Origin of the sequence: Thermosynechococcus sp. Uc, from assembly GCF_029335995.1 — a bacterium.
In the GTDB taxonomy this organism is placed as follows: domain Bacteria; phylum Cyanobacteriota; class Cyanobacteriia; order Thermosynechococcales; family Thermosynechococcaceae; genus Thermosynechococcus.
In genome coordinates, this window is the sequence record NZ_JARJMS020000076.1 from 40,379 (window position 1) to 57,487 (window position 17,109).

At 51.0% G+C, this 17,109-nt stretch carries 16 protein-coding genes, 1 tRNA gene and 2 pseudogenes; 9 read left to right on the forward strand and 10 right to left on the reverse strand.

Annotated elements, in window-relative coordinates; translation table 11 throughout:
- Window positions 1–27: 27 nt before the first annotated feature.
- Complete coding sequence (gene pflA, locus P3X23_RS08425) at window positions 28–792, reverse strand: pyruvate formate-lyase-activating protein (RefSeq protein ID WP_300875365.1); 765 nt, start codon at window positions 790–792, stop codon at window positions 28–30.
- Between the two features lie 462 nt (window positions 793–1,254).
- The gene (locus tag P3X23_RS08430) at window positions 1,255–1,911 is read right to left on the reverse strand and encodes a 1-acyl-sn-glycerol-3-phosphate acyltransferase (RefSeq protein WP_300875368.1); all 657 of its coding nucleotides are present in this window, start codon (window positions 1,909–1,911) and stop codon (window positions 1,255–1,257) included.
- Window positions 1,912–1,984: 73 nt separating this feature from the next.
- Here P3X23_RS08430 and P3X23_RS08435 point away from each other — a divergent pair, with 73 nt between their 5' ends.
- A complete protein-coding gene (locus P3X23_RS08435) occupies window positions 1,985–3,928 on the forward strand; it encodes an ABC transporter ATP-binding protein/permease (RefSeq protein ID WP_300875371.1) in 1,944 nt (647 codons plus the stop codon).
- On the opposite strand, the pseudogene P3X23_RS08440 reads toward P3X23_RS08435, so the two are convergent.
- Window positions 3,925–4,095 (reverse strand): annotated as a pseudogene (locus P3X23_RS08440) (aldehyde dehydrogenase family protein); the annotation flags it as partial. The gene P3X23_RS08435 and the pseudogene P3X23_RS08440 overlap by 4 nt on opposite strands.
- A gap of 488 nt (window positions 4,096–4,583) precedes the next feature.
- On the opposite strand from P3X23_RS08440, the gene P3X23_RS08445 reads away from it, so the two are divergent.
- Window positions 4,584–5,033: a fasciclin domain-containing protein gene (locus tag P3X23_RS08445; RefSeq protein WP_300875403.1), complete on the forward strand. Its 450-nt coding sequence runs from the start codon at window positions 4,584–4,586 to the stop codon at window positions 5,031–5,033.
- A gap of 11 nt (window positions 5,034–5,044) precedes the next feature.
- Here P3X23_RS08445 and P3X23_RS08450 read toward each other — a convergent pair whose 3' ends face one another.
- Entirely contained in the window at window positions 5,045–5,284 is a 240-nt protein-coding gene (locus P3X23_RS08450; RefSeq protein ID WP_299041890.1) for a hypothetical protein, read from the reverse strand.
- A 127-nt stretch (window positions 5,285–5,411) separates the two neighbouring features.
- Between P3X23_RS08450 and queF the strand changes: the two genes are divergently transcribed.
- From queF to P3X23_RS08470, 4 genes are all read left to right on the forward strand, one after another.
- A complete protein-coding gene (queF, locus tag P3X23_RS08455; RefSeq protein ID WP_300875374.1) occupies window positions 5,412–5,810 on the forward strand; it encodes a preQ(1) synthase in 399 nt (132 codons plus the stop codon).
- 19 nt (window positions 5,811–5,829) lie between these two features.
- Window positions 5,830–5,901, forward strand: a tRNA-Gly gene (locus tag P3X23_RS08460).
- Window positions 5,902–6,145: 244 nt separating this feature from the next.
- Window positions 6,146–6,919: a 1-(5-phosphoribosyl)-5-[(5-phosphoribosylamino)methylideneamino]imidazole-4-carboxamide isomerase gene (gene hisA, locus P3X23_RS08465; RefSeq protein WP_300875377.1), complete on the forward strand. Its 774-nt coding sequence runs from the start codon at window positions 6,146–6,148 to the stop codon at window positions 6,917–6,919.
- Between the two features lie 37 nt (window positions 6,920–6,956).
- Window positions 6,957–8,771, forward strand: a complete 1,815-nt coding sequence (locus tag P3X23_RS08470; protein WP_300875380.1) for an ABC transporter ATP-binding protein — start codon at window positions 6,957–6,959, stop codon at window positions 8,769–8,771.
- Here the strand turns inward: P3X23_RS08470 and ppk1 are convergent.
- Window positions 8,768–10,966 (reverse strand): polyphosphate kinase 1, encoded by a 2,199-nt coding sequence (gene ppk1 / locus P3X23_RS08475; protein WP_300875405.1) that lies wholly within the window; start codon window positions 10,964–10,966, stop codon window positions 8,768–8,770. The two genes, P3X23_RS08470 and ppk1, sit on opposite strands and share 4 nt — an antisense overlap.
- A 132-nt stretch (window positions 10,967–11,098) precedes the next feature.
- Here ppk1 and lysS point away from each other — a divergent pair, with 132 nt between their 5' ends.
- The 3 genes from lysS to P3X23_RS08490 all read left to right on the forward strand — a co-directional run bounded on the left by lysS (window position 11,099) and on the right by P3X23_RS08490 (window position 13,805).
- Window positions 11,099–12,613, forward strand: a complete 1,515-nt coding sequence (lysS, locus tag P3X23_RS08480; RefSeq protein ID WP_300875383.1) for a lysine--tRNA ligase — start codon at window positions 11,099–11,101, stop codon at window positions 12,611–12,613.
- A gap of 75 nt (window positions 12,614–12,688) precedes the next feature.
- On the forward strand, window positions 12,689–12,970 hold the full coding sequence (clpS, locus tag P3X23_RS08485; protein ID WP_300875386.1) for an ATP-dependent Clp protease adapter ClpS: 282 nt from the start codon (window positions 12,689–12,691) through the stop codon (window positions 12,968–12,970).
- A gap of 28 nt (window positions 12,971–12,998) precedes the next feature.
- A complete protein-coding gene (locus P3X23_RS08490; protein ID WP_300875388.1) occupies window positions 12,999–13,805 on the forward strand; it encodes a type II CAAX endopeptidase family protein in 807 nt (268 codons plus the stop codon).
- On the opposite strand, the gene P3X23_RS08495 is transcribed toward P3X23_RS08490, so the two are convergent.
- From P3X23_RS08495 to P3X23_RS12005, 5 genes and pseudogenes are all read right to left on the reverse strand, one after another.
- Entirely contained in the window at window positions 13,777–15,105 is a 1,329-nt protein-coding gene (locus P3X23_RS08495) for a 16S rRNA (cytosine(967)-C(5))-methyltransferase (RefSeq protein ID WP_300875391.1), read from the reverse strand. The two genes, P3X23_RS08490 and P3X23_RS08495, sit on opposite strands and share 29 nt — an antisense overlap.
- A complete protein-coding gene (locus P3X23_RS08500; protein WP_300875394.1) occupies window positions 15,096–15,554 on the reverse strand; it encodes a DUF3531 family protein in 459 nt (152 codons plus the stop codon). The genes P3X23_RS08495 and P3X23_RS08500 overlap by 10 nt, the downstream gene beginning before the upstream one ends.
- Complete coding sequence (locus P3X23_RS08505; RefSeq protein ID WP_300875397.1) at window positions 15,551–16,111, reverse strand: glutathione S-transferase family protein; 561 nt, start codon at window positions 16,109–16,111, stop codon at window positions 15,551–15,553. Before P3X23_RS08505 ends, P3X23_RS08500 begins: the two co-directional genes overlap by 4 nt.
- An 83-nt stretch (window positions 16,112–16,194) precedes the next feature.
- On the reverse strand, window positions 16,195–16,890 hold the full coding sequence (gene bioD / locus P3X23_RS08510; RefSeq protein WP_300875408.1) for a dethiobiotin synthase: 696 nt from the start codon (window positions 16,888–16,890) through the stop codon (window positions 16,195–16,197).
- A gap of 44 nt (window positions 16,891–16,934) precedes the next feature.
- A pseudogene (locus P3X23_RS12005) lies at window positions 16,935–17,109 on the reverse strand (Sua5/YciO/YrdC/YwlC family protein); the annotation flags it as partial.

Consider the following 17,109-nt stretch of genomic DNA (forward strand, 5'->3'; position numbering starts at 1 on the left):
AGGAAAGCAATTTCTTAAGTGGGCAAGTTATTGAACGTTGAGATCATATTCACGGAAAAGGGCGATCGCCCGTTGGACATCTGCGGGACTCGCCGCCGGTGTATCAAAGAGTTCATAGGGCAACCCTAATTGCTGCCACTTGTATTCCCCCATTTTGTGAAAAGGCAACACCTCCACTTTCTCCACGTTACGCAGACCTGACACAAATTGCGCCAATCCCCGGATATTTTCGGGATCATCCGTCAGCCCCGGTACCAGAACAAAGCGGATCCACGTGGGTTTGTGGATCTCATCAAGGTACTTGGCCAACTCTAAGGTGGGGGTAATCGTGACACTGGTGACCCGCCGATAGGTCTCGGGCACAAAGGATTTGATGTCCAGTAGAACCAGATCCGTTGCCGCCACAACCGGTTTGGCCACCTCCAAGATCACATAGCCCGACGTATCTAGGGCGGTGTGCAATCCCAATTCATGGCAGCGCTCAAAAATTTCACGGACAAACTCTGGCTGCATCAGGGGTTCACCGCCACTTACCGTTACGCCCCCTCGGCGCAGATAGGACTGGTAGTGCTGAATGTCAGCAATCAGTTCATCCACGGTTACGAGTTTGCCCTGATGGGGTTCACGGCAGTCGGGATTGTGACAGTACAGACAGCGCAACGGACACCCTTGGGTAAAAATCACATAGCGAAGGCCAGGGCCATCCACTGTGCCACAAGTTTCAACGGAGTGAATGTAACCTGTCACCTTGTGTTTTTCGGGTTGTTTTTCAGGGAGTGTGGAAACCATCATTGGAACCTCGGTGACAACAGCTGCTTGAGATAACTTTTATGGGATTGAAGGGAGCCCCTAAAGTTTTAATCGCCCGTAAGAAAGTATCTTCCTTTACCAAAACCTACTTTTCGATTACTCCTACAGTCTTGCCTACGGCCTTTTTTGAATTGAGCTTGTTCTATCCTTGCGCAAAGGGCTGTTCGCTGCTGAACCTTGCAAAACTTTAATTTCAGCATAAAGGCCGAAGACTGATTTGCACGCTGTCTTAATTAACTTTTAGGATTGGCGGTAGTTTCCTAACTTTGGCGAACTTAATGAAAAGTTTTGAAGTATGCCAACACCGGGGGCGATCGCTCGCTCAAAGGTTGAAAAATATAAAGATTGAGGCTGTTGATGACTCACTCCATCTTGCCTTTATTCTACAAAATTCTCTTCACCTAGGCCAATTGTCTGATAAGTTACAAACTGGGTTTGCCAACCCTATGCTTGCGCACATTTACGAGCCTCAAGCACGGCCGTATGCAAGGCTGCTTCAAGCTGCTGAGTTAATTCCTGTGCCTGTTGTTTAAGGTTACCCTCGCGTTCAGCGGGCGTCCAGAGGGGCGATCCAATCCAAAGAGCCACACGGGCACGAAACTGTGGCTGCGGATGGTAGGCAATGCCAACGGGAAAAATCGGTAGGGGGCGATCGGCTTGCAGGACAAGGCGGGCAAGGCCGGGCTTTAGGGGACGCACCACTTGGTCGCGGACAATTCCCCCTTCAGGAAAAATCACCAAGGGCTGGCCGGCGTTGAGAATTTCCAGCACATGGCGCAAACTGCTGGGTTGGGGATGGTTGAGGTTTACTGCAAAGGCTCCTAGGTGACGAATGAACCAACCTTGAATTCCTCTAAACTCAAGAGCATTGGTCATAAAGCGCAGTCGATAGGATCCTAAGAAGGGCAATAGTACCGGATCCCAACGGCTATAGTGTTTAGGCGCAAGGACAAATCCTCCCTCTTTCGGTAACTGCTCTCGCCCAATAACCCTGATCTGCGAAAAGTAAAGGGGCAAAAATAGATGGTAGATTGGCCACAGTCCCCAATAAAGCCAAGGAGAAACCCGTGAGATAGTCGGTGGTCTCTTTTTGTTGGCCATCCGTTTTTCTCCGCAGTTCTCGCCACTACAATAGTAGGCCTGTAGCCCCTTGCCACCTCTAAGGAGCCAGCCAATGTCACAGCCGACCCATCGCTTTAATCTTCGTGTTTGGGGACAGTTTCTGCGGATCGCCCAACCCTATTTCTTTCCCCGCGATCGCCGAGGCAGCAGTGTGATCTTTATTCTGCTCCTTTTTCTGGTAATTGCCCTCATGTTTGGTTTCCTCTTTGGCCTGACGGCAGCAGTGACCTTTGGTCTCCATACCCTTGCCCCTGAGCTGATGGGACAAATTGCTGGCGGTCTGATGGAAATGATCCAATCCCTGTGGGCGCAGCCCCTTAGCCGCAGTCTCCTCCTTGGCACCGTCATTGTTCCTCTAGGAGTCTTTGTGCTGCTGCAACAAGCCCTGCTCCCCCGTTGGCAGGCGTGGGCACTGTTGGGATTACTCTTGATGCTCTCTCTGTCTGTGAGTGGCCTCAACGTAATTATTAGCTTTGTGGGGCGTTTCTTTCAGACGGCGCTAGCGGAGAAAAATTCCGAGACCTACTGGCGGTTTCTCTGGGTTTATGCCGGTGTTTTTGTTGTCGGCACACCCATTGTGGTGATCTATCGCTACGTGCGGGAATACCTAGGATTGCGCTGGCGGGATTGGCTTACCCGTCATTTTTTAGATCGCTACTTCCAGAATCGTGCTTACTACACCATTGAAAACCAAGGGGAGATTGATAACCCTGACCAACGGATTAGTGAAGATGTGCGCTCATTTACGCAAACCTCTCTCCAATTTTTGCTCATTATTCTGGGCGAAATGATTGACCTCGTTGCTTTTAGTGGTATTCTTTGGAGCATTTCCCAAACCTTGACCTTGACGCTGATTGGTTATGCTATTGTCGGCACGATTATCACTGTTTTAATTGGTCAGCGCTTAATTTGGCTCAATTTTAACCAACTGCGGCGGGAAGCGGATTTTCGTTATGGCCTTGTCCATGTGCGCGATAACGCGGAGTCCATTGCCTTTTATCGTGGTGAAGGCCAAGAGGCGGTGCAGGTGCGTCAGCGGTTTCTAGAGGTACTGCGTAACTTTAACCTTTTGATTGGTTGGCAGCGTAATCTTGAATTTTTTACCACTGCCTATAACTACTTTGTAGTAATTGTGCCAGCGGCTGTCGTTGCCCCCCGTTACTTTGCCGGTGAGATTGACTTTGGTGCGATTAGTCAAGCCAGCTTTGCTTTCTCGCAGGTACTAGGGGCACTCTCAATTATTGTAAACCAGTTTACGAACCTCACGGGCTTTATTGCCGGGATTGAGCGTTTGGCGGAGTTTGATGAGGCACTGACAACGCCACCCCTGTTACCCCAGTCGCAAATTGAGCTGGTGGAGAAGCCTTACATTGCCCTAGAACACGTGACTGTGGATACGCCAAACTTGGCACGGCGACTGGTAGAAGATGTCACATTTGCCCTTGATGCGGGGGAAAGTGTGGTCATCATGGGACCTAGTGGCGTCGGTAAAAGTTCGCTGCTGCGGGCAATCGCTGGCCTTTGGCAAAGCGGTAATGGTCGCATTATTCGTCCCCCAGTGGATCAAGTGCTCTTTTTGCCCCAACGTCCCTACATGGTGCTGGGCACACTGCGCACCCAACTGCTCTATCCCGATGGCGATCGCCAGACACCGGAGGATGTCCTGTTGCGCGTTCTCGACGAAGTTAACTTGGCACATTTGCCGGATCGGGTGGGTGGCCTTGATGTCGAATTGGCGTGGGATGATGTGCTTTCCCTTGGGGAGCAGCAACGACTGGCGATCGCCCGCCTGCTGCTGAATCGCCGTCCCTACGCTATTTTGGATGAAGCCACCAGTGCCCTAGACTTAGCCAATGAGAAAAAGGTTTATGAACATATCCAGCGTATGGCTCGCAACTACATCAGTGTGGGTCACCGTGAGAGCCTGATGCAGTACCACAAATACGTTCTAGAACTAAAGGGCGATCGCGAATGGAAATTTTATGCCGTTAGTTAGGCCTTGCTGTAACGACACACCGTTTTGATATTGACAAACCTTAAAATGCCTGCCCATCCCAGTTCACGACCATAGCCAGAGGTTTTAATTCCACCAAAGGGCAAACGGGGATCGGACTTGACCATGGCGTAAATAAAGACAGTACCAGCTTCGAGATGCCACACCAGTACCGCTGCTTCATCACTGTCCTTGGTTCAAGCACCGGCTCAGTGGCTAGGGAAATACGGGGTTGTCTGGAGTCACCTCTATCCGCAAAGAAATACCCCTGCTGACAATGCCTCGGTCGCTGCAGAGGACGGCGGTAAATGCCTAGGCACCATGATGCCTGTCAATCAGCAGTGTTTTCTCGCCACTGGGCACGCCGATAAAGGATGTCAGGCAATAGCTCTCAAGGTCATCGCTGCTTGGGCAATGGTTCTGTGCACTGCCTCAGCCCCTGAGGGGGAAAGTTTTTCAGACCTCAGCGGTTGCGGGATTAACAGATGCGATTGGCATAATTAAATTTCTCTATCTAGCCGACACCAGCGATCGCTAGTAACTCAGATACAGGTTCAGTATGCTAATTCTAGCGTTTGTTATAGTTCCCATTGCTTTGATAATGGGGCGATCGCAAACCTTTTTTGTGCATTCTGATCGCATTTTGGGGTGGGCTTTTATGGCAACCATTGTTGATATTGCAGTAAATACTTCCGGCTTTTCCACACTAGTGACTGCTGTGAAGGTGGCCAATCTGGTGGAAGCCCTGCAATCGCCGGGGCCTTTTACTGTCTTTGCTCCTAATGATGACGCCTTTGCCAAGCTGCCCGATGGCACCATTACCTCCCTTGTGCAAAACCCTCCCCAATTAGCGCGGATTCTCAAGTACCATATGCTTGCTGGTGCCTACAAGGCCGCCGATCTCAAAAAGATGGGGATTGTTACTTCCCTCGAAGGTTCCACCATACCTATTCATGGCGACAATCCTTTGGAAGTGAAAAATGCCACTGTGCTTGCCCCTGATATTGAAGCGGAAAACGGTATCATCCACGTCATTGACACTGTCATCCTGATGGGACTAAATCCAGCCCACTCCTTTCAGGACACCAACATTCCCTACAAAGTCTAGAGTCTAAGGTGCTAGCGGATTTCCCGCACCAAAAGTCCCTTACGGATTTTCTCCTCAACAAACTGCCGGTAAAGCTCGAGCTCTTCATAGGTGACTTTGCCATCGGCACTCATTTGGCGCTTGATCTGTGCCATTTCATCGGCAGTCAATACCCCATCGGCGATCGCTCGCTCTAGGAGTTGCTTTAGTTGAGCCAGTTCTGCTTTATCGGCCTCTGAGAGAGGGGTTCCATTTGGCTGATAGCGTTCCATGGCAATCTCATCTCAATAACCTCTTTCCCCTATTCTCTCCCTAGAACGTCGGGGTCAAGAGCTGAGGAACTTAAATCTTGATAAAGTGTAAGGAGAATATCACTCCCAACCTGGTGGAATCAAGGCAATGCAAACCTCAGAAATGAAGTACGGTGAACGCGCCATTCAGGAAGGTCAACTGATTACATTTCCCAATCCGCGTTTTGGTCGGCAATATACCATTGAGATTACTTTGCCCGAGTTTACCTGCAAGTGCCCATTTTCCGGCTATCCTGACTTTGCTACCCTCTATGTCAGTTATATTCCCTATGAGAAAGTCGTAGAACTGAAAGCCATCAAGCTTTACATCAACAGTTATCGCGATCGCTACATTTCCCATGAAGAAGCCGTCAATCAGGTTCTCGATGATCTCGTGGCGGCTTGCGATCCCCTCTATATGAAAATCAAGGGGGATTTTGCTCCCCGTGGCAATGTGCATACAGTGATTACAGTCGAGCACCATCGCCAGAGCAACGGTTCGTGCTAAGATTAGAGATTACAAGAATGCGGACGTAATTCAGTGGTAGAATGTCAGCTTCCCAAGCTGAACGCCGTGGGTTCGAATCCCATCGTCCGCTCTCAAGTTCTTGAAATTTCTCGTTACTGGCGGCAATGTGAATCTCCAGCTTTTTCTCCATAGTTTGAAGGCTGGCCTGCATTCCTTGGATCGTATCCCACACTTAGCTCAACCTAGAACGGGTTACAGGTTTACTTGTCCCTAGCGGCCTTATATTAATCGTCTCATGCGCTCCACCCCTTGTAACTGCTAGGATGAAAGTTGCGCTCAAATTTTTAATTTTTCAATAAGGATTTCTGACGCCAATGGATGTTATCCCTGCCATTGATTTACTTGACGGCAAATGTGTGCGCCTAGTGCAAGGGGACTATGGTAAAGTTAACGTTTTTCACGATGATCCTCTAAAAGTCGCCCTCTACTGGCAACGGTTGGGTGCTCCCCGCTTACATGTCGTTGACTTGGATGCTGCCAAAACAGGAGAGCCGCGAAACTATGACCTGATTGCCAAAATAGTTGCTTCCCTTGAAATTCCTGTGCAGGTGGGCGGTGGCTTGCGATCGCGCCAAGCAGTTGCGGATCTTTTTCTCCAAGGCGTCAATCGTGCCATTTTAAGTACTGTGGCGCTTGAGAATCCAGGGCTAGTGGCCAATTTGGCCGCAGAATACCCCGGACGCATTTGGGTTGGGTTGGATGCCCGAAATGGCTATGTGGCAACCCGGGGTTGGCTAGAAACCTCAACAGTTTTGGCAACAGATCTTGCCCAAAAAATGGCAGCAATGGGGGTGGCGGGGTTTGTTTACACCGATATTCAGCGGGATGGCACCCTCCAAGGACCGAATATTCCCGCACTGCGGCAGTTATTGGCGGCAACCAATCGCCCAGTTATTGCATCAGGTGGCGTGAGTTCCCTCACGGATCTTCTCAGTCTCTTTGCCCTAAGCCCATATGGTTTATCGGGGGCGATCGTCGGCAAGGCACTTTATACGAAGGCAGTGGATTTACGGGAAGCCGTTCGCGCCGTGGGTCAAGGGCGCTGGCAAGATATGCCACCAGAGTTAGGAAGCACAACTTGGGCGTAGCTGGCCTAAGATTAAAGCGTTGTGAACTCTAAAATCAATGCTAAAGCACCCTGCACTACGCCCTCTAATCAAAATTTGGCGACTCCTTGATCGTGGCGATCGCTGGCAACTGGCAGGTATTGGTGTCTTAATGCTCATTGGCAGTATTTTGGAAGCCATAGGGGTGGGCTTGGTGCTCCCATTTATTGCCATTATTGAAAAGCCAAGTCGCCTCAATGATCTCCTCTTTTGGCGTCACAGTGCAGTTTCCTTAACAAGGCAAGAAGAGTACCAATGGCTGCTAATTCTCAGTATTAGCTTCGCTATTCTCTTTATTGGCAAAAATTTATTTATTGCAGGGAGTAGCTATCTTCAGTTGAAATTTCTCAACGAAAAGCGGCTTAAATTTTCAGTGATGCTCCTGCGCAGCTATCTTTTTAAGCCCTATACCTTTCACCTCCAAAATAACACCGCAAAGCTTATTCAAAATGCCAACAATGAAATTGATAATGTTTTTAGCTACTACTTACTACCCTTATTGATTATCATTTCAGAGTCACTGATTGTTTTTGCTATTTTTGCAGTAATTATCTTGAGTAATCCATTCATTTCCTTGATTGTTATTGCAGTTCTAGCAATCTTATCCTATCTGTTCTTTAGGTTCTTCCGCAGAAAGCTCAAGGCAATCGGTGCTAAGCGGGTTCACTCCGCTCAAAAGGTTGTCCAAAGCATCAATCAAGGATTGGGTGGTATTAAAGAAGTCAAGGTACTCGGCCGAGAACAAGTTTTTCTTGATGTCTATGAACAAAACCTCATTGAAGAGCGCAAGGCTAATTTCTTCTTGAGTTTTATTAACCAATTGCCCCGCGCCTATTTTGAAATCCTTGCCGTCACAACCATTATTCTGATTATTATTTTGACACTGATTCAGCGGGGGTCAGTGGCTCAAGTATTACCTCTCATTTCTTTGTTTGCTGCCGCTGCGTTTCGGCTTTTGCCCTCGGCGAACCGATTGATCATCAACTTGAATAGTGTCATTTTCTACTCTGCTTCTGTAGATATTATTTACGATGATGTTTTAGAGGCGCGTTCGCTACAAATTCAGAGGGCAGAACCTGCGGCCGTCAAACCCTTTCGCGATCGCCTAGAACTGATTGATCTTTACTACACGTACCCCAATGCACCAAGCCCCGCTCTCTGCGGTGTTTCTCTCACCATCAAACAGGGAGAAATGGTTGGCTTTGTGGGGGCATCAGGGGCAGGAAAAACCACGATTGTGGATTTAATTTTGGGGCTTCTCGAACCCTCCCAAGGGGATATTCGCGTGGATGGTGAGAGTATTTACCACAACCTTGCCCAGTGGCAACGGCAGATTGGCTATATCCCGCAAACCATTTATCTTTCCGATGATACGCTGCGGCGCAACATTGCCTTTGGTTTACCCGATGAGGCGATTGATGAAACGGCTGTGTGGGCTGCAGTAGAAGCGGCTCAGTTATCCACTTTTGTGCGCACATTACCGGATGGCCTAGATACCGTTGTTGGTGAACGGGGGGTGCGCCTTTCAGGCGGACAGCGGCAGCGGGTAGGGATTGCCCGTGCCCTCTATCACAACCCCTCAGTGCTGGTTATGGATGAGGCCACGGCGGCTCTGGATAACCAAACAGAAGCGGGGGTCATGGCTGCCATTCAATCTCTGAGTAGAAACAAAACAATTATCATGATTGCCCACCGCCTTAGCACCGTCATGGAGTGCGATCGCCTCTACCTCATGGCCCATGGCCAAGTGGTGGCTGTAGGAAGCTATCCGGAACTTTTGGCAACGAGTCCAGACTTCCGAGCCATGGCTCAAGGATATGCCAAGGCTAATTAGCGGCTTGCTTGTACTTCCTTGAGGGTGCGTGCCATCAACACACTGTGGGTGCCGCGTTCCGGTTCCCCTGGCGCTGGCTGCCGTTGACGGTAGGTGCCATCGGGTTGCAGTTCCCACGCTTGGCGATTGTCTGCTAACAGAATCTCCAGTAGTGCTTTGAGTTCTTCTTGAATTTTGGGGTCTTGAATGGGGGTAATAGCTTCAACGCGACGGTCTAAGTTGCGCGATCGCCAGTCAGCACTGCCAATGTAGTATTCGGGTTCACCATTATTGCCAAAGTAAAAAATCCGTGAGTGCTCCAAAAAGCGGCCAATAATACTAATCACCCGAATGCGATCGCTCACCCCTGGCACCCCGGGACGGAGGCAGCACATGCCACGAATAATAAGATCAATCTCTACCCCAGCTTGGGAAGCTTCATAAAGGGCACGGATCACTTGTGTATCCGTAATTGCATTCATCTTGGCAATAATCCGTCCCGGTTGGCCATTGCGGGCGTGCTCAATCTCGCGATAAATGAGTTGAAGCGTGCGATCGCGCATGGTAATCGGAGCAACGAGAAGCTGACGATACTCCCGTTGGCGGGAATAGCCCGTCAGTACATTGAAGAGTTCTGAAAGATCAGCACCCAATTCTTCGCGGCAGGAAAACAACCCTAGATCCTCATAAAGACCAGCTGTTTTCGGATTGTAATTGCCCGTGCCGATGTGGACATAGCGGCGAATTTGTCCTGCCTCTTGGCGCACAACCAGAACCGTTTTAGTGTGGGTTTTTAGCCCCGGCACGCCATAGACCACGTGGACGCCAACTTTCTCCAGCTTCCGTGCCCAGAGGATATTGTTCTCCTCATCAAAGCGTGCTTTCAGCTCCACCAAAACAGCCACTTGTTTGCCATTCTCTGCTGCCTTAATTAGAGCACTGACAATCGGTGAGTCGCCTGAGGTGCGATAGAGCGTCATCTTAATTGCCAGCACCTGTGGATCATGGGCAGCCAAGGTAATAAAGCGCTGTACCGTTGCCGCAAAGGAATGGTAGGGATGGTGAACAATGATATCCCCCTCCCGAATCAAGGCAAAGAGTTCGTTGGCAACTGCTTCCCAATAGTCCGTGCCTAGGGTCGTAATTTCGCTTGTGGTGTCAAACATCGATTCTCGTTCCTCTACCCGCTGGAAACGGGGAGGAACTTGGGGGTGCCACTCCGGATCCTTAAGCTGGGGCAAGGGCAATGCCACAAAGGCAAAAAGGTCATTGAGGCACAACAGACCATCGAGTTCATAGACATCTATCTCTTCGAGATCCATTTCCTCGATTAGAGTTTGCTTCAAAAGCGATGGAATACCTCGCTGCACCTCTAGGCGCACCACAGAACCAAAGCGCCGTTTACGAATTTCCTGCTCAATGGCAATCAGTAAATCATCGGCCTTATCCGTTTCCAGTTCAAGATCGGCACTACGGGTAATGCGAAAGGCAAAGTAGGCCTGAATCTCCATCCCCGGAAAGAGGGCACTGAGGTTGTGGGCAATAATTTCTTCAAGGGGAACGCCGATCCAATGGGCACCTTGGGGTGAGTACAGATGTTGGGGCAGTGCCACAAAGCGCGGAAACTGATTCGGTACCTTCACCCTTGCTAGGCGCTCTTGCCCAGATTCTGGATCACGGATCAGAACAGCAAGGTTGAGACTGAGGCTAGAAATATAGGGAAAAGGGTGCGCCGGATCGACTGCTAAAGGAGTGAGCACTGGAAAAACTTGAGCTTGGAAGTAGTCGTTGAGGTAGGCCTGCTGCTCGGGTGTCAACTCATTAAAGCGAGTGAGGAAAATGGCTTCCTTTGCCAAGAGGGCACGCAGTTCTTGGTCGAAATAGCGGTGTTGCTCGGTAACAATCGGTAACAGATATTGCCGCACTGCTTGTAACTGCTCCGCTGGGGGCATACCATCGGCTCCCCCTTGAACAATGCCACTTTCCACTTGCTGCTTCAAACCGGCCACACGCACCATGAAAAATTCATCCAAGTTGGAACTGAAAATGGCCATAAATTTGAGCCGCTCTAGTAGCGGTGTGCGGGGGTCATAGGCTTCGTGGAGTACCCGCTTATTAAATTCCAGCCAACTTAAAGAGCGATTGAAGTAGTACTGTGGATTGTCAAGATCAATGGATTCAGGAGCTTTACGGCGAGGGGATTTCGCAGGGGTCATAGCCGTTGGTTGTGGTTCGTTAGTCACACTAGCATCCACTGTACTCGATTCCCCTTTTGCAGCGTTGATATCAACCCCAGAGCGTACAATGAAAAGGTTAAGGTTTGCTAATCGTGGAGAGTTTCTACCAATATGGCTGACGTGGGGGCAACGGGAGCCGAAATTCGGGCAACACGGATTGAAAAAGCAAAAACATTGCAAATGCAAGGGATGACCCCCTATGCCTATCGCTGGGAGCGCACCCATACTGCAGCAGTTCTACAGGAAAAATATACCCACTTGGCGGCGGGCGAAGCGGTGGGCGATCGCGTGAGTGTGGCTGGCCGCATTATGGCGCGGCGCGTCTTTGGCAAGCTGGCCTTTTTTACGCTTCAGGATGACAGCGGCACGATTCAGCTTTACCTCGATAAGCAAACTATCACCCAAGGGATGGGAGAAGCCGCCTTTGCCGATTTGAAACACCTCACAGATGTCGGGGATATCCTTGGCGCTGTAGGCACCCTCAAGCGCACTGAAAAGGGAGAGCTCTCCGTGGTGGTGGAATCCTACCGTATCCTCACAAAGTCACTGCTGCCTCTGCCGGACAAATGGCACGGCCTCACAGATGTAGAAAAACGCTATCGTCAGCGCTATGTAGATCTTATTGTCAACCCCCATGTGCGCGACACCTTCCGCAAGCGGGCGCTAATTACCGCAGCCATTCGCCGCTACCTGAATGAGCAGGGATTTATTGAAATTGAAACGCCGGTGTTACAGGCAGAAGCTGGCGGTGCAGAAGCGCGTCCCTTCATCACGTATCACAACACATTGGAGATGCAGCTTTATTTGCGCATTGCCACGGAGCTACATTTGAAGCGCCTAGTTGTGGGTGGCTTTGAGAAAGTTTATGAATTGGGCCGGATCTTCCGCAACGAGGGCATCTCAACTAAGCACAACCCTGAATTTACCTCCATTGAGGTCTATCAGGCCTACGCCGACTACAACGATATGATGGCTCTAACAGAGGCAATTATTACCACAGCGGCAAAGGAGGTACTGGGGACACTGAAGATTCCCTATCAGGGGGAAACGATTGACCTGACGCCTCCGTGGCGACGAATAACCATGCACGATGCAGTGGCAGAGGTAACTGGTATTGATTTTCGCCAGTTGAGCGACCTGACCACAGCAAAGCAAACAGCTCAAAAGGTGGGGGTAAAAGACTTAGACGCCTGTGACACAATTGGGCGAGTACTCAACGAAGTCTTTGAGCAAACCGTTGAACCCACACTGATTCAGCCCACATTTGTGCTTGACTACCCTGTGGAGATTTCGCCGCTGGCTAAGCCCCACCGCAGCCAACCGGGTCTAGTGGAGCGATTTGAATTATTTATTGTCGGTCGCGAACACGCCAATAGTTTTTCGGAGTTAACGGATCCTTTGGAACAACGGCAGCGCTTGGAGGAGCAGGCACGGCGCAAGGCGGCTGGGGATTTGGCAGCCCACAGTGTTGATGAGGATTTTCTCACGGCCTTGGAATATGGGATGCCCCCTACAGGGGGTCTAGGGATTGGCATTGACCGCTTGGTGATGCTGCTGACGGATTCGCCGAGTATCCGGGATGTGATTGCTTTTCCACTCCTGCGTTCTGAAGGTGGGCAACTGTGATGGGTTTGCTAAAATCTTAAGCATAATTTAGTGGATTCCATACTCAACTTCCACTGAATGGAGGTATGGCTCACAATGTCAGTGCAAACTATTGAGAAACCAACAACCGTTCGCAAGTTGGCTCCTCGCTATCGTGTGCTGCTTCACAACGACAATGTGAACTCCATGGAGTATGTGGTGGAGGTATTGCTGAAGACGGTGCCAAGCCTCACCCAACCCCAAGCTGTGGATATTATGATGGAGGCGCACACGACAGGAGTGGCTTTGGTAATTACCTGTGCCCTTGAGCACGCTGAATTTTACTGTGAAGGCCTGAAAATGGCAGGATTGACGAGTACCATTGAACCCGCTGAATAGGCCACTTTTTTCACAGTTTTGGCGGCAGATGATCCGCCGCCCTTTTTGGATTCGCATCTTGAGTTTTGCCTTGACGCTGCTGCTGCTGTGGCTGCCCTGGGGCTTGAGTATTTATTTTTTCTGGGGAGAGGGCGGTGCGGCTCGCTTTGTCAACATGGGGCTGTTGTACCTGATCTTTATTTTTTTGCTGCGAGTCTGGGGACGGCGAGTTCATCAACAGCGATCGCCCTTAGGGTTTTACGGTCTCAGGGGGGGCTGGATTTTTGGCCGGGATGCCCTAGGGGGTTGGTTCGCGGGTGTTTTTCTAGTTGCCCTGTTATTCCTGATAGAGGGACTTCTTGGTTGGGTGATGTGGCAGGGGCTACCGGATCGCTTTGGTCTGCTGCTGTTGAATGGCGTCCTGACTGGTGTCGCTGTGGGCTTTGCTGAAGAATTGCTCTTTCGCGGCTGGCTATTGCAGGAGCTAGAGCTAGAATATCAACCGTGGTTTGCCTTGCTGCTCAATGGCCTGATTTTTGCGGCATTGCACTATCTGCATCCTTTGGAGGTTATTTTGGCCACATGGCCGCAATTTTTTGGCTTGGCACTGCTGGGTTGGATTCTCGGTTTGGGCAAGTGGGTCTTTGGGGGGCGGCTGGGCTTTCCCATGGGACTCCATGGGGGGTTGGTCTGGGCCTATTTTGGCGTTAATGTCGGCAAATTAGTGAGCTATACCGGTGTAGCCCCAGAGTGGCTGACGGGGGTTAACGGTAATCCAATCGCCGGCCTGATGGGCGTTTGTATCTTAATACTGGTTGCTTTGGGGCTTAGCTATCGCGTCGCAACCGCACCATAAAAAAACCGTCCATATCCTGTCGCTGTGGCCACACGGTGATCCAACCTTCAGGTGCAGCCTCTAGGGGAAAGTCGGGAGGGGGCGGTTCAATGTGCCAGTGGGGATGGCAGGAGAGAAATTGCTGAATCTGGACTTCATTTTCTGCCGCTTCTAGGCTACAGGTGGCATAAACCAATAGCCCCTGAGGTTTTACCCAGCGAGAAACATTGGCCAAAAGCTGAGCCTGTAGGGGCAATAGTTCAGCCAAGCGGGTTCTCAAGGGTTGCCAGCGGGCATCGGCATGGCGGTGCAGCGTTCCTGTACCGGAGCAGGGCACATCCAAAAGTACGCGATCGCCAACTTCTACAAAATCCTCGGCTGTTGCACTGTCAAGCGTGTAAATTTCAATACTCCTCAAGCCTAGGCGATCGCGATTGTGCTCTAACTTCCGCAGACGACTGGGGGCGCGATCGCAGGCAATGACGCGGCCGTGATCTGCCATCAACTCAGCAATATGAGTGGTTTTACCCCCCGGCGCTGCACAGGCATCGATCACCACCTCGTCGGGCTGCGGATCCAGGAGATGGCCGACCCATTGCGCCGCCCGGTCTTGAACTGACCAGTGACCTTCGGCATAGCCGGGAAGTTCCTGCATTGGCTGGCCACAGTGGGGTAGAACCAGTCCTTGGGGTAGGTGGGGAATGAACTGCAAACTGTAACCTGCTGCCTCAAAGTCCGTCATCAGACGCTCAGCGGTTGTCCGCAGGGGATTGAGGCGCAGATCGAGGCGGGGAGCCTGATTAAACCATTCACAGAGGGCAATAGATTCCCGCTCTCCCAAACGTTCTAACCAAGCGCCAACCAGTTCATCGGGAAAGCTATAGCGGCATCCCAGTTGAGACACCAGCGGCAGGTCAGCAAGTAGGGTGGGCAGGGGATCGGTGGGGGAGCGGCTGTAGCGGCGCAAGACCCCATTCACCAGTGCGGCAAAGCGCCCCCAGCCCATTTCTTTAACCAGTTCCACGCTGCTGTGCACTGCGGCATGGGGGGGAATGCGATCCAAGTAGCGCAGTTGGTACAGACCTAGGCGCAGCACAAGCTGTACCGGTAGGGGAGGCACTTTGGGGCAAAACCCCTGAATTAGGGTATCTAAGGTGCGCTGTTGGCGGACACTGCCATAGACCAGTTCAGTGACCAGAGCGCGATCGCCCCCCTGAAGAGCAGACTGCTGTAGGGTCTGATGGAGTGCTACATCGGCATAGGTACCCTTGGCCACCTGCTCTAGAGCCTGAAGGGCAAGACGACGGGCACTTAGTTCCACGCTGATTGTTCAATCCTTTCCCGCTGTTCACTGGTGGCGATTGGCCATTCGGGGTTGTCACCGCCAATGACGAGGGTTTCTAGGGGCACATAGTCCTCACTAAATTGACTGAGGGCGTTAATCAGCACATCCAAGGCCAAAGCATCACTGGTGCCCAAGTCAAACCAGCAGCGTGCCCAGCGATCGTTGTACTCAAACTCGCCCATATTATGCATCACCGCCATCATTGAACTATCTGCTTGGGCGCGATCATACTCTAGGTAATTGAGGTCTAACCCCGTCTCCTGCACCTGTAGGTTTTCGGCATTAAATCCCCCCAATTTCCCTAGGAAAAACCACGAGTTAAAGACTTCTTCAAGATACTGCTGCTCCACAGACGAAGGGGGTGCGGCAAATTCCACCCAAATCCATAAATCAAAGGGATTCACTTCGCGAAAGATGACATTCATGCCGAAGCTCCCATTAAGCCCTTCTGGAATGCAGGTCGCTGTTGCAAGCGAGCGACGTAGTCCGCCACCGCAGGATAGGGACTTAGATCCACCTGAAAGAGCATCTGAAGATAGGCCAGCACTGACCCCAGGGCAACATCGGCAACTGAGAAGTCATTGCCCAGAATGTAGGAGTGCCCCGTGAGGGCTGTCTCAATGCCCTTAAGGAGGCGGGGTAGTTGGCGATCGCGATTTTCAGGCGGAAACATTGCCTGTGTCAACGTGGAATTGGCAAACAGTACCCATTGATAAACTTGGGCAGCCGCCGCCGCATCCTTGGGCAGTTCACCGTGGACTTGAGCAAGATAAAGCAAAATTGCTCCCGATTCCCACAGCACCACATCCCCATCTACGATCACAGGAACTTTACCCATGGGGTTGAGTTTGAGAAAGTCGGGCTGCTGCTGCTCCCCTGCTTGCAGATCCATCAGCACAAATTCATAGGGAATTTCCAATTCTTCTAAATACCAGCGAACAATACTGGCACGGGATTTGGCACCGCCATAGAGCTTTAGCATAGACGAGTGGTCACCAGTAAGGGGTCAATTTGGCTAGTATCAGTTTAATTATTATGCTTCCTTGTCAGGCCAAAATAGTTGGCCTAGCGCCAAAGCAGGTCTAGAGGCCACTCAGCCACAATCTCGGCTAACTCCTCATTTGTGGGTTGCCCCCAAGGCAGCACCCCCAGCACCGGCACTTGGGTCAAGTGACTGAGGAAGGCGGGGGGCGTCCACTGTGCAATCTCTGTGTCTGTACAGGGGTTGACGCAGTTGAGAATCAAACCGCGAATGTCTAACTTGTACTGCCGGGCAAGGCTCACATTGGCCACAACTTGGGCGATCGCTCCCAAGCGCACCGTTGCCACCAAGACAATGGGCAACTTCCAAGCGGCCGCCAAATCCGCCACCGTCCACTCCCACGTTATCGGTGACCCTAGACCGCCAATCCCTTCGACTAAAAGGTAATCAAAGCGCTCCTGAAGCTGCTGGTAAGTTTGCCACACTGGCACCAAATCAATCGTGCGTTGTTCCAATTCGGCAGCAATGGGAGGAGCAAGGGGTGCTGTCAAACTAAGGGGGCACACTTCACTGGCTGTTTGTTCCAGAGGCAGCGTTTGGCAGTAATAGTCCCCGTCTCCAATCTCAACTGCAGTCCCGCTCTGCATCGGTTTGAAAATACCCCAACGTTCTTGGGGACGATAGCGATGCGCGTAAGACCATAGTGCCCGTGTGATCATTGTTTTGCCTACACCCGTATCCACGCCGGTAATGAGTAGGCACTGGTTATCCTGAGAAATCGTGCATCCCCCAGCGGTAGCGAGACAACGCTTAACGATTATACCTATTTCATTAGGTGAGACGGCAAAATGATGTTGGGTAGTATAGGTCGTAAATCATCCACAGAGACAGGGCCAAAGTTCATAATTGTTGGAAATTCTAAGGTGAAGTCCACAAGGGTTCCTCGCTGTCCATAGCGACAGCGACCCCCATCCACAATCAGGGGCACCTGCTCACAG

Coding starts and splice junctions, on each gene's coding strand:
- pflA (WP_300875365.1), bottom strand. CDS start 792: ATGATGGTTTCCACACTCCCTGAAAAACAACCCGAAAAACACAAGGTG.
- P3X23_RS08430 (WP_300875368.1), bottom strand. CDS start 1,911: ATGGCCAACAAAAAGAGACCACCGACTATCTCACGGGTTTCTCCTTGG.
- P3X23_RS08435 (WP_300875371.1), top strand. CDS start 1,985: ATGTCACAGCCGACCCATCGCTTTAATCTTCGTGTTTGGGGACAGTTT.
- P3X23_RS08445 (WP_300875403.1), top strand. CDS start 4,584: ATGGCAACCATTGTTGATATTGCAGTAAATACTTCCGGCTTTTCCACA.
- P3X23_RS08450 (WP_299041890.1), bottom strand. CDS start 5,284: ATGGAACGCTATCAGCCAAATGGAACCCCTCTCTCAGAGGCCGATAAA.
- queF (WP_300875374.1), top strand. CDS start 5,412: ATGCAAACCTCAGAAATGAAGTACGGTGAACGCGCCATTCAGGAAGGT.
- hisA (WP_300875377.1), top strand. CDS start 6,146: ATGGATGTTATCCCTGCCATTGATTTACTTGACGGCAAATGTGTGCGC.
- P3X23_RS08470 (WP_300875380.1), top strand. CDS start 6,957: ATGCTAAAGCACCCTGCACTACGCCCTCTAATCAAAATTTGGCGACTC.
- ppk1 (WP_300875405.1), bottom strand. CDS start 10,966: ATGACCCCTGCGAAATCCCCTCGCCGTAAAGCTCCTGAATCCATTGAT.
- lysS (WP_300875383.1), top strand. CDS start 11,099: ATGGCTGACGTGGGGGCAACGGGAGCCGAAATTCGGGCAACACGGATT.
- clpS (WP_300875386.1), top strand. CDS start 12,689: ATGTCAGTGCAAACTATTGAGAAACCAACAACCGTTCGCAAGTTGGCT.
- P3X23_RS08490 (WP_300875388.1), top strand. CDS start 12,999: ATGATCCGCCGCCCTTTTTGGATTCGCATCTTGAGTTTTGCCTTGACG.
- P3X23_RS08500 (WP_300875394.1), bottom strand. CDS start 15,554: ATGAATGTCATCTTTCGCGAAGTGAATCCCTTTGATTTATGGATTTGG.
- P3X23_RS08505 (WP_300875397.1), bottom strand. CDS start 16,111: ATGCTAAAGCTCTATGGCGGTGCCAAATCCCGTGCCAGTATTGTTCGC.